The following is a 14,612-nucleotide window of genomic DNA, read 5'->3' on the forward strand; positions in this document are numbered from 1 at the left end:
GTTATTCCGATGTAATGACCGTCAGGCGCTGCGTCGCAGCAGCAGGCTGAAACCCGGTACCGCCAGCACCAGGCTTGATCGCCGTGGATACCGCCTGAGACGTGATCGCTACCACGAGTCGATAGGTGCGCTCCACGGTGCTGGTGACGGGATCTGTAAATGTGAATGAGCCTGACGTGGCCCAGTCCGCCGTCGACGCCTCATCAGATGCATCCTGATTCGATATTCTGAGACTGCCGGGCACAGTGGCGGTATGCACCAAGGTCTCGGCCGATGTGCCGATTTTTCGATACAACTGCATTACGGCCTGCGTGGCGCCGGCGCCGGCGGTGAAATAATGATTCAGCGACGACCTGCGCGACTGCCAGTCGATACTGCCCACTACCGTGATCGTGCCGCCATTGCTGCCGAATGGGCCATCAACCACCTGAGCAGCAGGGTCGACCGTGGGATTGGTCACTGATGTACGCAATACGCCGCCAGTCAGGGCGCCGCCGAAGTAAGCCGAACGATCGCGCTTCAGAAAAAAAATAGCATTGGTGTCATTTTTTTCGCCACTGCCGGCCCACATCGCATATACCGGATCATCCGGTCCCATCTCAACCCGAAACCCGGGAGCCAGCCCTGTTACAACATTTCCGGAAAACGAGCCGGTTGCTCCTATCAATTGGCCATAAAACCGCGCCACGCCCTCAATAACTGTAAATCCAGGTGAATAAATATCTCCATTCGCGACGACTTGGAAATATCGGCCTGTTGGCTGACGGCCGAACAGTAGGCCCTCCGGTCCCAAATAAAACCCCCCACCTGACCCTGGCCACGCGTAGCTCGTGAATTCGCCACCCCGCATGGATGCGCCATGGATATCCCCCGCAGTTACCTGTCCGAGGTTGGACGACACTGCTGATAGCCGGTCAACCGACAGCGCAGCTGCGGCCACAGACCCACGCACCAGCAAACCGCCATCAATGATGGTGCTGACGACCACCCAGCTGCCATTGTCGTAATATTTCGTCATGGTGAATGTCGGCGCGGCGGCACTCGGGCCGAACAGAGTCACCACATCACGGTTGATCGGCGCACCGAAGCCGGCGGCGGCCAGCTCAGCTACTGCCGACGCGTCCGACCAAGTGGAATAGCCAGCAGCAGCGACCGTTTTTGTGCCGCGCTGACCCTGTGGGCCGGTCGTGCCGGGCACGCCCTGGTCGCCCTTGAATTTTGACCAGACATAGTCGGATTTATTAGTGCTCTCTGTCGACGTTGCCTTATTGACCGCCAGGCCGAGGTACAGCGTGTTGGCGGTTGGGATATCGTACAGGCCTGTGCCATCGGCAACGTCCGCGTATTTGATCCAGGTGTAGAGCGTAGCTCCGTCGGCGCCCTTGCCGCCTGGCTGGCCATCCGTGCCTTTGATTAGCGACCATTCATAGTCGCTGGGTGTCGTGCTCTCCGCCGCAGTGGGCTTGTTATATGCCAGGCCGATGTAAGCCTTTCCAGCCGGGCTATCCGACAGGCCGGCGCCGGACGCGCTATCGCCGTACTTCACCCATGTGTAGAGCGTGGGCGCCGCAGTGCCTGGCACGCCCTGGTCGCCCTTGAATTTCGACCAGACATAATCGGTCTTTACCGTGCTTTCAACAGGCGTGTTGCGGTTCGATGACAGGCCGAGATACATTGTGTTGGCGGTCGGCACATCGTACATGCCTGTGCCATCGGAAACATCCGCATATTTAATCCAGGTGTACAGCGTCTGGCCATCGGCGCCCGGCGCACCGGGTACGCCGTCGGTGCCCTTAATGAGCGACCAGGAATAATCAGAAGGATTCTCCCCCTCGACAGGAGTCGCTTTGTTGTAGGCCAATCCAATGAACGTCTTGCCTGCCGGGCTATCCGACAGGCCGGCGCCAGATACGCTATCGCCGTACTTCACCCATGTGTAGTAAGTCTCACCATTGGTACCGGGAGCACCATTTGCTCCATCAAACACCTTGCTCACCACAACCGACCGCAGAAATTCCACGCCGGACTCAGCGTCGAGCACCTTGGCCTGCACGAACGCCACATCGACGCCCATGTCGGCAAACTGCAGTGTGGCCACCTTGCCGCTGACGGACAGTGTCGCGCCTGGCGATACGGTGAATGTCACTTGCCCGGTAATGCTCACCAGCTCCGCAGTGATCGTGATCGCCGCCGGCGTTGCGGCGCCGGCACGACTGACGGCAAACACCGGCGTGCTGGCCTGCAGCAGCATTGCCTTCTCCACCACCGACACAAAATAGCGCGGCACCGTATTCATGATCAGACGGTCGCGCTCGCCCAACAGCGCGCTCAAACCATCACCCCGACAGTCACGCGGCCGGTCAGCCAGTAGCGCGACAGCAGCACCACCACGCCCGGGGCGCCATCCTGCGGGCCGTAGCGCGCATCCGTCAGGGTCACGGCCTGGCCCAGTTCCAGCATCATCATCTCGGGTTCTCCGTCAAATTCGTAGATCGTGCGCGGCACGCTGTTCAATGCCAGGCGGCGTGCCGCCTCGGCGTGCGCGTCGGCGCGGGTTTTCAGGCAGGTATCGATCTGCACCGGGTCGTCGCTCAGGCGGTACCGCGCACGCACCGCATCGTCGACAACCGTTTCGGTCAGCCACTCGGTGGCATACAGGTCGGCATGCTCTGGCGGGATGCTGGTCGTCAGGCTGGCCTGCACGGTGTAGTTCTGGTCGAAGCCAATTTTGACGGCAGCCACCACCGGCAGGCGCTGCACCGGGCGCAGGCTGCGCTCGAGCATGTGGTCAGGTCCGATGGCCACCGGCACGCCCAGGCCCGGCAGCGCGACCTGCACCAGGCGCAGCTGCCCGGTGCGTGACATGATCGCTTGCGCGCCCACGCTGGCCGCCAGCTGCTGGATGGCTTGCGCCTGGTTGGTCCGGTCCGCCACATACAGGCCCACCAGCTGCGGGTGGGCCGCGTCGAAGGCGGCCAGGTTGGCCAGGTCCAGATCGGCGGCCGTGAAACGATCAGCCGCCTTGCCGTAGCCGGTGACAATGCGCTGCACCAGCGGGGCGATGCGTGGCGCGTAGCCGGCCACGTTGTCGCCCTGGACGCTGACCGTGATCACCTGGGCCAGCGGATTGGTGACCGGCTTGAAACGGCCGGTGCCGTTGTCGATCGTGGCCGCCACCGGCTTTCCGTTCGCCCGCACCTCGGCGATCGACTCGACCGCGCCCAGAAAGCCATATTCCAGCGTGGCCGGGTTGGTGGCCAGCGGCGTGACGTTGTGGCATTCGCCGAACGGCACCGGCAGGACCGCGTCCTTGTTCTGCGTGGCCCCGCCCAGCTTGGCCTCGGTGATCGGCGTATTGAGGCGCTGCAGCTTGTCGCGCAGCGCCAGGTTGATCGATTCACGGCCCGACACGCCCACGTCGGCGATGATGCCGTCGAATACCAAGCGGAAATCGGCGCGCGGCCAGGCCGGGTCACCAGACCAGACGCGGACGGCACGATTCGACCACACCTCGGTGAGCCAGCCATCGAGCGCGCCGTCGGCGTTGTCCAGCTCGATATCGCCACCCGACAGCCCAGCCTCACCGGTCAAGCTGACCTGCTCTGTGAACGCGAGGCCGCCGGTGGCCAGCGGCAAGTACTCAACGTTGGCAGGCGTATCGGCCGGGCCGGTGGTGTACAGGCGCGAGGCGATATACCGCGTCACCTCGATGCCCGCCACGTTCACCTGAGCCTCGATCAGCACCATGCGCACGGCGGCGCTATCCTGCAGCCATGCCAAAAACTGTGCATCCGTCATTTTTCATACTCCACTGTTTGTCTCCAGGGCGATGTTTTGGCCGTTTTCTCAACGCCGGCCACCACCGTTTTAGCGGCGTTGGCATTCGATTCGACCGTGGCCTGGACGACGGCACCGGTCTGTTTGTTTTGGTCGGCGCGCAGGCCTTTGATTTGTTCGTTCGCCACATCGAGCTTTGTATTGAGCGAGCGGATCTCGGCCACCAGCGCATCGGAGCCAACATTGGAACCGGCCGAATAGCGCGCAGAATCGAACACCACCGGCACCGGCGTGCTGGTCATAGCGGCCTGCACGGCGACGGCCGGCTGGTTCGTGAATTCCACGCCCAGCCCGTTCGATACGCCCATTGCGACCTGCAGATTTGCGATCGCCTGCGCCACAGTTAGCACGCTGTCGTTAAGGGTGATCTGGCCCGACACTTGTTTCGTCAGCGCGTCCAGGCTGGCCTGCTGCACGTCGACCTGGGTGCTGGCCCAGCGCATGGCCTCATCGTTGGCCGCCATCACGCGGGCGTAATCCGCCACGTATTTGGCATCCGACGCATTGACCACCTGCGAGGCCGTCAGGAATGCCTGCTCAGCCGCCGACAGTCCGGATTGCGCCGTGCTGTCGCCAGCGTTCGCTGCGGCCAGGGTTTTCTCGAACTGCGCCCGGGCCTCGGCGTATTTCTGCTCCGGCGTCAGCGTGGACTGGGCGCCCAGGGCCAGACTGGCGTTCATACCAACCAGTGAGGCGCCAAACGCTTTCCACGTTCCCTGCAGCGTTTTGGCTGCCGCAGCTTCGGTTTCATACGCTTTGGCTACAGCATCCTTGGCCGATACCACTGCCTTGGCGGCCTGCACCTGGTCAAACAGTGCCTTGTTGACGTCGGCGATGCCGGCGCGCTGGATGGCCAGCAGTTCGGTGTCGGATTTCGTCAGCTCGTTGAGTTGCTGCTGCAGGTCGCGGTGCTCGTTAGCGATCTCGCTGGCAGTTTTGGCCACAGCGGCATAGTCGCCGGTGGCCGCCGCAAGTTGAGCCGTGTAGTCGGCCGCTGTTTTGAACGGCTCGGCCAGGCGCAGGAGTGCAGCATAAAGCTCAGCTGCACCCGCTTTTCCGACAGCGGCACCGTCGGCTGCTGACAAGACGGCGGCTTTGAAACCATCCATGGTCGTCACGTCGGCATAGCCCAACTTGCCCATGGCATCGTTCACCGATTTGGTAATCGGCGCCATGCGCTCTGCTTCGGTCAGAAAGTTCTGCACGAAGAAGCCAGTGCCGCTGGTCAGCTTGTCGAGGCCGCCGGCCGCGGCGATCAGGCCTTCGCTGAGCGCGACCGCGCCCAGGCCGGTGGTGTTGAACGATTTGCCCAGCACGGCCAGCACGTCCGACACCTGCATGTAGTCGTTGGTGACGCGCACCAGCGTTTCCAGATAGCCCTCGCCCACCGCCTGGTATTGCGCAAGGCCGGCAACGCCGAACTTGGCCATGTCGTCGCCCATCTTCGAAAATGCTGTTTCCAACGCCTTCTGCTGCTCTTCGCCCTTGAGATCCTTCAGGCTGATCTTGCCCAGGTCGACCACGAAGGTATTCAACTTGGCATTGAAGGCGGCGCCGCCCAAGCCCAGCACATCGGCCGCACTGCGGATGGTGTCACCCATGCTGCTGATGATCATGCTGAACTGGTCGTTCATTTCATCGGACAGCGCGGCGGTCTGCGTGCTGTTTTTGCTGCTGTACGAGATCCCGAGCGCTTTTTTCTTCGTGTTGATATCGGCGTAGGCCTGGGCGGTAAAGCCCAAGGCATCCACATCACCGAGCGACATGGCCGTGCCGGTGATGCCCTGATCTTTGATCGAGGTTGAAGTCTTGAACAATTTAGACACCGCAAAACCAATTGCCGCACCGATCGCCATGCCCAATGGCCCTGCGATCGCCCCCATCGTGGTCAGCGTGCCGCCGATGGTGCCCATTGTCAGTACGCTGCCAACTGCACCGCCCACCATCGCGCCGCCATAGGTAGCCGCACCGGACAGGGCCAGCTGGCCGCCCTTGCCCAGTGTCGACACCGATCCGGTCTGCACGCCAGCTGCCGCGCCACCGCCGGCGGCAGTCACGCCCGAGCGCGCCAGCAGGCTGCCCAGGTTACCGATGCCGGCCACCATCTGCTTGAGCGACGAATCCATCGAAATGGTGTGCGCCAGGCCCAGCCCGCTGTTTTTCTCCATGATGGCCAGCGAGTGCGCGATCGATTCCGATTTCGCCGACGAGTCGCCCAGCACCGAGCCAGTGCCGTTGGCGGCCTGGCGTTGTTCGGACAGGCTGACGCTGCTGCCGCCCATGCCGCCCATCAGTTTTGCGCCAATGGCCACTACGGCCGCCAGCGTCGCGGCGCCGGCCGCCAGGTTGAGCGGGAACGGCAGCGAGGCAAGGGCTTTCACCACGGCCGTGATGCCCCAGGCGCTGGCCTCGGTCGCGGCCAGGCCAGTCGATGCGGCTGTCGTCGCTGCCTCGCCGGTCAGCTTGGTAGCGTTTAGCGTCAGGTTGGCGGCTACCTCAGTTTCTTTGAAGAAGATCTTTTTGACCATCGACTCGACGGCCATGGCCATCTCGTAAGCACGGAAGGCTTTTTCCGTGGTCTGCATTACCTTGTAACCGGTGCTGTTTTCCTTGAAAAAACCTTTCGCCGCGCTGGCCATGTCTCCATACGATTTAACCTGGGCCTGCGCGCCCTGCCGGGCGGCGATCGCCTGAGCTTGGGCGATCTTGGTGGAGTCGCCCTTGGCATCGCCAATAGAGGCGGCCAGCTGCGCCGCAACGGCCTGCTGCTGCACGGCGTAGCCGGACAGCGCGGTGGTCAGGCCGCCAATGGCTTCGCCGACCGAGCCGAACGAGTCGGCCATGCCGCTGGCGGCCGAGCGCGCTGCGGCATCCATCGATTCCAGGATCTTCAGCACCTCGGTGGCGCGCGTCACGTCGATGTCGAGCACGACCTTGATCGACTGGTTCGAGTACCAGGTATTGAATTCGGTTTGCAGCAGCTTTTGCGCTTCCGTGCCGGCGCCGGCCAGGGCGATGCGCTCGCGCCAGATATCGGCGTCGATTTTCAGCAGCGCGTCGGCGCGCGCCTTTGGGTCGGCGATCGATTCGGCGGTGAATTTCGCGTTGTCGACCTTCAGCCCGGCGGCGTAATTCAGTGCGGCCGTCTGTGCCAGCGTGGCCTGCTCGACCAGCACACGGGCATCTTTCTCGGCCGTGAGTGCCTTGATCTGGTCGCCGGTGACGATCCGGCCCTTGATCTTGGCGTCGACCAGATATTTTTCCTGGTCGGCCTGGGCCTTGACCGCGATCATTTCGATGGCGCGGGCGTCGCTGGATTTGCCGTACATGGCATATTCGGCAGCAAGGGCTGCGGTAGAGGCGTACCGCGCTGTGGTGCTTTCGAGTAGCGTGTCCTGTGCGTCTTTCTCCTGCTCGCTTTTCTTTTTTGCTGCTTCGGAGGCTTCCAGTGCCGCCAAAGCATCCTTTGCCAAGGTTTGATGTGCGGCCGACAGCTTCAGCTTGCCAGCGATCATCGTCTCATCGAGCTTGATGCGCATCTTTTGGCTTTCCGACGCGTTCTGATCAGTTTTGGCCTCGAGATTGTTCTCAGCGGTCTTGGTGCGGATCGAGGCAATCAGGCTTTCATACGCGGATTGTTCTTTGTTCAGCGCCGCAGCAATTCCTTTATCTTCATACTTTGCCCGGACGATTTTTTCCATTTCGGGCGTCAACTCACCAAATTTCTTCTTGAGCTCGTCCAGTTCAGCAGCCATCTTTTGTGCTGCCGTACCGTTCTGGCCAAACCAGGTCTTGAGATCGGCGTCACGGGTAAATGCCTTGTTTTGCGCTTGCTCGGCATTCAGTTTTTCCATGCCCTCGTTGACGGTGTTCAGCCGACCGCCCCACACGCCCATCAGCGCCGTTTTGGTAGCAATATCAAGATCCGTGCGTTTACCAATTGAATTGATTTCTGCCAGAATTTTCTCGCGACTTTTTTCCCCTTCTGATACAGGGGCGGGAGCAGCGACCATCTTTTTTCCCACCAGTTCGTTGCGCTCCTTCAATTTATCAATCTGCTTGTTTAAGTTCTCCAAATATTCATCAATTTCTTCCGCCAGAGTGGCGGTCACTTCCTTTTCTGCCTCGCTGCCTTTGCTACCCCACAAAACCCACGCCGCCGCGCCCACACTGAGCAGCGTTGTGATAATGCCGATTGGTCCACCGAGAAAGCCGAGCGCTTTGGATGCAAGGCTGGCGGTGATGGCGGTGCGGCTAATGGCACCATTCAGGCCATTGGTTGCAGCGGTGCGCGCGGCGGTTGCCGCCGTATCTGCTGCGGTCGCAGCGGTGACAGAGGCCGTCGCCACGGCCAACTGGGCAGATATGCGACCCAAGGCAATACTCGATGCGCTCATCTCGGCCAACGCAACCGTCCGCGCCTGCTCGGCAACGGCCAAGTCCAACGTCGAAGTGCGCACAACGCGCAGCGCGAAACTCAACGCGCCGGCAGCCGAGGCGGCCGCAATTGCGGCCTCAGCGGAAGCAATGTTTGCTTTAGCCTGGTTGTACTGGGCAAATACCAACTCGCGCGCGGCCAGCAACGCCGTCTTTTGCGTTACCAGACCGGCAAGCGTGGCCTGGGTTTCGGTTAATTTCGCAGTAGTGGATGCAGCGACAGCAGTGGTGCTCGCCACAAGAGCCTCTGCCTTTGAAATCAACGCCGCTCGCTCAACCACCAGCAGTGCGGCAAGTTCAGCATTGGCGGCGAAATAGGCCTGCACGGACGCCACGCCAGCAAAGAAGTAGCCGGCCAGCTTCAGGGTCATCAAGCCGGCCGTGACCGAAAACAGCACATTAAGGTTATCAGAAAGTAATTTAATACTGCCCGTTAAAAGGCCGACCGTGCCATTTGCCTGTGCTTTGACGGCCGTGAATTCCATGAATTCGTTTTTCAGCACAGTCAGCGCGCCACCGATCGTGGCGATTTTTTTCCCTTCTTCGCGAAGTGAAGCAAGTGCATTCGGAAGCACTTCCGCCATGATCTTTGAGGTAATCAACCCTTCGCCGGCCATGCCTTTCAGGGCGCCAATTGGCAGACCCATGCCGTCGGCTAGGGCTTTCATCAGGCGTGGCGCGGCTTCGTTGACCGCGTTGAATTCTTCGCCTCGTAACGTGCCCGAGGCGAACGCCTGCGACAGCTGCAGCTGCGCCGATGCGGATTCGGTCGCAGTCGCGCCGCTGACCATCAGCGCCAGATTGACGGTTTCCGTGATCTCGGCGACCTGCTTTTGCGTGGTACCCAGCTCGCGCGTGCCGTTGGCAATGCGTGCGTACAGCGTGCCGGTCGCGGCCATAGCCTGCTGTGACGCATTGGCAATGCGCTTCACATCGGCATAGGCTGCGTTGTATTCATTCTGCGACACAGTCGCCAGTTTTAGCTGCGAGGTAAATTTGGCGTATTCGTCGCTCATACTGACAATGCCTGCCAAGCCAGTCGTCAGCCCAATTGCACCGAGGGCCGCGCCGACCTTGTCGCTATACGAAGCGATATCCTTGAGCGATGATGTCGACTGCGTCCGCAGGCGATTAAATTCCCTGATCGCCTGCGCCGAATCGGCGGTGATGATGACGCGTGATTCATTATTTGCCATCGGTTTTCTCCTTCCAAGCGCTCAAGGTCGCCCGCTCCATACATTGAATTTCATGAAAAACACGCTCTTCGTCACGGCGTTTGACGCGCGCCTTGCGCATGACCACTTCCACGCCCGGGTAAGAGAGGCCGGTGGCGCCTGCCATGCCCACCATCCACTGGGTGCTGACGGCCTGGAACAAGTTCCAGCTACGCACGTTGTCGGGCCACAAGTACAAGGGCTCGCAAACAACAGGCGCCCGCCGAAGCCGCAGTCCCATTACTGACGCCGCTTCTTCGGCCGATTCACGCCGTTGTTCTTCGTCTTCGTCCGATTCCACCAGGCCGAGCGCCACCAGGCGCGCGACCTGACTTAGTTTTTTGCCTTGGCGCCGGCTTCCTTCATGTAGGCGGTAAAGCACAGCATGCCCATGCCGTTGATATTGAGCAGGGCTTCCAGCGCGTCGGGGCAGAATTCCGCCGGCTTGTCGTCGTCTTCCAGCACCAGGCGCTGGTCGCGCCAGTCGGTCGCCACGTTCGTGACGAACTCGCTCACGGGCGTTTCTTTATCAGCCAATGCGTCTTTCAGCTCTGCCGCATCCAGGCGTTTGCAGATCAAGGTGAATTTGAAGGGGATCGCCTTGCCGCTCTCGTTGGTATGGGAACCGGCCACCAGCACTGCAACGGTATTGCCAACAACGATTTTGTATTTTTTGGTCATGATGTATTTCCTGATTGCGGGGGCACATTGGCCCCCTGGATTAAAAACTGGTGGTGATGCGGACGTCGTCGTTGCCGACAACAGGATTAATCAGCAGCTTGTAGCCGCACATGCGGGCACCGTTGAGCTCTTCCTTGGTCGGCTCGATGCGCTGCACGCCAGGCATGAACACGCAGACGCGGCTGCCCGCGACGGTGCCGTGGATCAGGCCGAGGCTGGTTTTGGTGGTTGCCAGCACGGCAGCCATGGCAGCCACTTCCTGCTCGGCCGTCAACTTCAGTTGCACGGCGCCGGTGACCTTGCGCTCGGTGATCGGCACCGACTCGCCACCCAGCAGCGACTCAAACGGAGTGGTCGCACCAAGGTCAATGGTCAGCCCCTGGCTGGGATAAAACTCGCCGCCTACCAGCGCCGGCGCGGTGGCCGTTGCATGGGTGGCGCCCCAGATCAGGTTGCCGGAATTGGCATCGATGACGATCTCAGGCACTTGCCACTCTTCCAGATCAACCGTTGGTGCTGCGGCGACAGCCATGCCACCGTGCAGACAGACGAATTTGCACGAAATCACCGGCTTTTCGCCGACAGTCAATTTGAGCGAGGCGGTGCCGCGCGTGCCCAGGCCTTTATGCAGTACGCCATCGTCGTACCAGTAAATGGTGGCCGATTCAAAACCGGTCGATACCGGCACGTAATCGACGCGCACGCCGGCGGTTACCACCTCGGCAAAGCCGCAGGCGCGCAGCAGCGGGCCCCAGGCCGGGGCGGCACCCAGGGTGCCGGCGCCGACCAGCTCGACGTCGAAACCCATTTCAACGTAGCGGCTGCCGACCAGCTGCTCGTCGCCGCCCAGATAGGGGCGAATATTATTGCGCTCGACGTTTTGCGCGTTCAGCGGGTTGATACTCAGATTGCTGACCAGCATGGCGTTGGCCGCGCCGGACGGCATGGCGTCGACGCCGTACACAGGTTCCGTTTTGGCGAGGATCGCCGTATTGCGAATGAGGCGAGACATGGATTACTCCTGGTGGGGTTGCGTGGCCGGCGCGGCGTTCTTGACGAGATCACCGGTTGCGGGGTTGCGGGTGTAGCTGCCGCCGGTTTTCGGCTCGGCCTGGCGGACCGGTGCCGGCGCCGGCGTAACCGGCGCGGCCGCGGCGGGCTTTGGTGTTACAACATTCATGTCAACGTCCTTCCGTTGGTTTGATGCATCACCACGAATTTGGCGGTGATGCAGGCTATTTTTGAATCGAGTTCGTCGACTTCCCATGACAGCGTGTCGCCGGGCAGCGGCTCGAACGACATGGCGGCGCCGTTCAGGGTTGGCGCCAGCGCCACACGGTCGAATACCTCCACCAGCAGCGCGTCGGCGACCGCATCGGGTTCGCTGCCGGTGGCGCGCGCATAGCTTTCGATGTTGACCAGCGTGGCCCAGGTGGTCGGGCCGCCGATGACCTGCGCCAGCGTGGAGGTGCTACGCTCGATGCGCACCACGATGGCGCTGGGTTGGTCGGTACCGATGGCGCGGGTGCGCGAGCGGTAAATACGCCCGCCCGCCAGCGCCGGCTCAACCCGCAGTTGCTCCAGGATGGCGCTGACCACGCCGAACTGCGCGCTGTTCATGGACGCTCCAGGAATACCAGCGTGATGCCAGCCTGCTGCTCACCATCAGGCCGGCGCTCGGCAACGCTCCAGGTCACAGGGGCGCTGGCGCCAATGGTGATCTGGATGGTGCTACCGGAGAAATCAGCCGGCACGTCACTGTTCATGATCTGCATTTGCGGCGCCGAGGCGCCCATGTGCGCGCCGCCGACCGTGGCCGCCGAATACTCGGCATCGAAAACCACCGGCACCGTTTTGGCGCCGATGGTCGCCAAGGCGTTGGCCAGCTTTTTATGCACGGTGCAGTTCATGCGTGCTTCGAGGAGGTCAAACATCAGGCGTTGATTTTGATGTTGACGAAGGCAACGCCGGCGCCAGCTGGCGCGGCTGCGAAGCCGGCCAGGGTATTGCCGTCAGCGGTGGCGGTCAGGCGATTGTTGGCGGCGTCCCAGTACAGCAGGTCGCCCTGGCCGATAACGTCGGTACCCAGCTTGGCGACTGCCCACACGCCGGTAACGGTGATGCTGCCTGCGCCCAGCGCCGGAATATCGGCCAGCGAAATACCGATGCGCTTGCCCATGAGCACGACGGCGCCCGAGACAATGGCGGTGGCGCCTGCGGTATACGGCAGGACATCGCCTTCCTGAATGTAATTCTTGGCCATGATGGCTCCTATGAAATTTGTGATGTGCCGCCGTAGCGGCACGTATCAGGGTGGCGGCTTATTGGCCGGGATTTTTGACCATCGTGCGGTAGTCCAACGCTTTCACGCCGGCGTCGATGCGCACCTTGAATTCGACGCCATCGACATGCCAGCCGTTTTGCTGTTCCAGCGTCGGCGCTTCGTTGCCGTCCAGGTAGCTCACCTCGACGGTGTCATGCAGCGCGGCGTTGGCGGTGCCGTACCATGCGGTGGACGAGTTGGCATCCAGGCGCGCCTCGGAGATGACGTCGAAGGTGTTGCGCACGGAGTTCGGCGTGGTGTTGTTCTTGCTGGCCGCGCCGACTTCATATTCGCTGTCGCGCACCACGCTGGCCGTACCTTCCAGCGCCAGTGGCACCAGCAGATGCGCCATGCGCAGGCCGAGCGTGGATTCACCTTGTTTTTGCAAGCCCATGCCGACTCGCATCGCATCGACACCGGCCGTGCTGATGCCGGCCGCCGCCAGCAGATTTTTATGGTCTGCGTGGAACAGCGGGATGCCGTCGGACATTGGCGGATTGCTGGTCAGGATCGCGTACACCAGGTCGCCGATGGTACGGATGGCGGCGCGGCCCATGCGCTGCGGGATCTTGGAAAACGCGTCGATGTCATCATTGATGATGCCCTGGCGCGTGATGCTGAACATCTTGCCGAAGGTGGCCAGTTGCACCGTTTCACCACGCTCACCGATGGTGGCATAGGTATATTCACCGCCATCCTGTACCTGGGCGAGCGCCGGGAACATGTTCAGGTCGACGCGCTTGCCGGGCTTGAAGTCGGTCAGCGTGCCTTTCGCGGTCCACAACTGGAACGTTTCTTCGGCTTCTTCATAGCCCTTCAGCATCGCCTTATTGGCGACATTGGCCAGCAACAGCGGGAAATCGCTGCCAGTATGGGTAAAGGCTGCAGCGATCAAGCCCATTTTGTCCATGCCGGTGGTTTTGACGCCCGCATGCACCAGGCTTTCACGGGCAATATCGAGCAGCGTGAAGCCGCGATAATTGTTGTTGGTCTCGTCCTTGGCCAGCTTGCCGCGCGCCATGATCGACGCTGCGGCACCGGCGCGGAACTTGTCGCGCGAATCTTCAACGGTGACAATGTGCGTGCCGGCCACAGGACCAGCGCCTTGCGCCAGGTGCGCCAGCAGCTTGATGCCGGCCTGTTCGGGGCTGCAGGCGTGGTCGTCGGCGCAGGCGGCCTGCAGCTCGGTGACACCAGCTACGTGGCCGAATTTCGCAAACGACGCACCAATATCGGTACGCCGCGCTTTGTCAGCCACAAGCGCAGCGGTTGCGATTTGGGCAGGCGTCAATACTGGGCCTGCGGCGATTGTTGCAGCAGCGTTCGGGTCGAGTGGTGGTGGCATGGCGGGTTGCTCCTTGGTGGTAATCGTTTGGGTAGGTGCGGCGGCAGCCGCTTGGGTTTGCGGTAAAACAAAAGAATCGAACCGTGCTTTGACTGACAGTGCCAGGCTGGCCGATGCGGCAATAGGCAACGCCGAAATGGTGGCGTCGACCAAGTTGGCGGCCAGCGCTTGCTCGGCGGTGTACCAGTGGTCTTTGCCGTCCGTCAGCAAGGCAAGGATTTCCGCACGGTCGCCGCCGGTCTTGCTGGCGTAGCTGGTAGCCATGGCCTCGGACCAAGTGTCGAGCATGTCGGCGTACTCACGCATGGCCACGCTGTTGCCTTCGGTCCAGCCCCATGGCGCATGGATCATCATGGCGGCGTTTTCCGCCATCTGCACGGTATCGCCGGCAACCGCAATCAGGCTGGCGATCGAGGCGGCGATGCTGTCAATAATCGTGGTGACATGCGCTTTGTGGCGTTTGATCGCGTTATGGATCGCAATGCCATCGGTGACCGAGCCGCCGTAGCTGTTGATACGCACTGTCAAGTGGTCGACATCAAGCGCGGCCACGTCACGCACAAAATTGGACGCCGTGATGGTGTCGCCATACCAGCTCTCGCCGATATCGCCGTAAATCAGAATTTCAGCCGAGGATGCCGATACCGCTGCACCGGCCCGAGCGCTGGGGCGGATGGTGTACCAGCTTGCGGCTTGGTTCGGTGCCGTGTTTGGAGGTGGCATGCTGTTTTCCTTGTTCAGAGCAGACAGTGTCTTTTTTACGGAGTCTCATTTC

At 61.5% G+C, this 14,612-nt stretch carries 11 protein-coding genes; all 11 read right to left on the minus strand.

What is annotated here, in order from left to right; translation table 11 throughout:
* Position 1 precedes the first annotated feature (1 nt).
* Genes ACQ4WM_RS07470 through ACQ4WM_RS07520 form a run of 11 tightly spaced genes read right to left on the minus strand, consistent with a single transcriptional unit; the run spans position 2 to position 14,560 of the window.
* Positions 2 to 2,332 (minus strand): hypothetical protein, encoded by a 2,331-nt coding sequence (locus tag ACQ4WM_RS07470; protein WP_436546033.1) that lies wholly within the window; start codon positions 2,330 to 2,332, stop codon positions 2 to 4.
* Entirely contained in the window at positions 2,329 to 3,798 is a 1,470-nt protein-coding gene (locus ACQ4WM_RS07475) for a hypothetical protein (protein ID WP_436546034.1), read from the minus strand. The genes ACQ4WM_RS07470 and ACQ4WM_RS07475 overlap by 4 nt, the downstream gene beginning before the upstream one ends.
* On the minus strand, positions 3,795 to 9,470 hold the full coding sequence (locus tag ACQ4WM_RS07480; RefSeq protein ID WP_436546035.1) for a tape measure protein: 5,676 nt from the start codon (positions 9,468 to 9,470) through the stop codon (positions 3,795 to 3,797). Before ACQ4WM_RS07480 ends, ACQ4WM_RS07475 begins: the two co-directional genes overlap by 4 nt.
* Entirely contained in the window at positions 9,460 to 9,804 is a 345-nt protein-coding gene (locus ACQ4WM_RS07485) for a DUF1799 domain-containing protein (RefSeq protein WP_436546036.1), read from the minus strand. Before ACQ4WM_RS07485 ends, ACQ4WM_RS07480 begins: the two co-directional genes overlap by 11 nt.
* A gap of 17 nt (positions 9,805 to 9,821) precedes the next feature.
* Positions 9,822 to 10,169 (minus strand): hypothetical protein, encoded by a 348-nt coding sequence (locus tag ACQ4WM_RS07490; protein ID WP_436546037.1) that lies wholly within the window; start codon positions 10,167 to 10,169, stop codon positions 9,822 to 9,824.
* A 40-nt stretch (positions 10,170 to 10,209) separates the two neighbouring features.
* Complete coding sequence (locus tag ACQ4WM_RS07495; protein WP_436546038.1) at positions 10,210 to 11,181, minus strand: phage tail tube protein; 972 nt, start codon at positions 11,179 to 11,181, stop codon at positions 10,210 to 10,212.
* A 3-nt stretch (positions 11,182 to 11,184) separates the two neighbouring features.
* Positions 11,185 to 11,349, minus strand: coding sequence for a hypothetical protein (locus ACQ4WM_RS07500; RefSeq protein WP_436546039.1), 165 nt, complete (start codon positions 11,347 to 11,349; stop codon positions 11,185 to 11,187).
* Positions 11,346 to 11,789: a hypothetical protein gene (locus ACQ4WM_RS07505; RefSeq protein WP_436546040.1), complete on the minus strand. Its 444-nt coding sequence runs from the start codon at positions 11,787 to 11,789 to the stop codon at positions 11,346 to 11,348. The genes ACQ4WM_RS07500 and ACQ4WM_RS07505 overlap by 4 nt, the downstream gene beginning before the upstream one ends.
* Positions 11,786 to 12,103 (minus strand): head-tail joining protein, encoded by a 318-nt coding sequence (locus ACQ4WM_RS07510; RefSeq protein WP_436546041.1) that lies wholly within the window; start codon positions 12,101 to 12,103, stop codon positions 11,786 to 11,788. Before ACQ4WM_RS07510 ends, ACQ4WM_RS07505 begins: the two co-directional genes overlap by 4 nt.
* On the minus strand, positions 12,103 to 12,432 hold the full coding sequence (locus ACQ4WM_RS07515; RefSeq protein WP_436546042.1) for a DUF2190 family protein: 330 nt from the start codon (positions 12,430 to 12,432) through the stop codon (positions 12,103 to 12,105). The genes ACQ4WM_RS07510 and ACQ4WM_RS07515 overlap by 1 nt, the downstream gene beginning before the upstream one ends.
* Before the next feature lie 58 nt (positions 12,433 to 12,490).
* A complete protein-coding gene (locus ACQ4WM_RS07520) occupies positions 12,491 to 14,560 on the minus strand; it encodes a ClpP-like prohead protease/major capsid protein fusion protein (protein ID WP_436546043.1) in 2,070 nt (689 codons plus the stop codon).
* Between the last annotated feature and the right edge of the window lie 52 nt (positions 14,561 to 14,612).

This window comes from Janthinobacterium longum (genome assembly GCF_051380735.1).
Taxonomy (GTDB): domain Bacteria; phylum Pseudomonadota; class Gammaproteobacteria; order Burkholderiales; family Burkholderiaceae_D; genus Janthinobacterium.

Coding starts and splice junctions, on each gene's coding strand:
- ACQ4WM_RS07475 (WP_436546034.1), bottom strand. CDS start 3,798: ATGACGGATGCACAGTTTTTGGCATGGCTGCAGGATAGCGCCGCCGTG.
- ACQ4WM_RS07480 (WP_436546035.1), bottom strand. CDS start 9,470: ATGGCAAATAATGAATCACGCGTCATCATCACCGCCGATTCGGCGCAG.
- ACQ4WM_RS07490 (WP_436546037.1), bottom strand. CDS start 10,169: ATGACCAAAAAATACAAAATCGTTGTTGGCAATACCGTTGCAGTGCTG.
- ACQ4WM_RS07495 (WP_436546038.1), bottom strand. CDS start 11,181: ATGTCTCGCCTCATTCGCAATACGGCGATCCTCGCCAAAACGGAACCT.
- ACQ4WM_RS07500 (WP_436546039.1), bottom strand. CDS start 11,349: ATGAATGTTGTAACACCAAAGCCCGCCGCGGCCGCGCCGGTTACGCCG.
- ACQ4WM_RS07505 (WP_436546040.1), bottom strand. CDS start 11,789: ATGAACAGCGCGCAGTTCGGCGTGGTCAGCGCCATCCTGGAGCAACTG.
- ACQ4WM_RS07510 (WP_436546041.1), bottom strand. CDS start 12,103: ATGTTTGACCTCCTCGAAGCACGCATGAACTGCACCGTGCATAAAAAG.
- ACQ4WM_RS07515 (WP_436546042.1), bottom strand. CDS start 12,432: ATGGCCAAGAATTACATTCAGGAAGGCGATGTCCTGCCGTATACCGCA.
- ACQ4WM_RS07520 (WP_436546043.1), bottom strand. CDS start 14,560: ATGCCACCTCCAAACACGGCACCGAACCAAGCCGCAAGCTGGTACACC.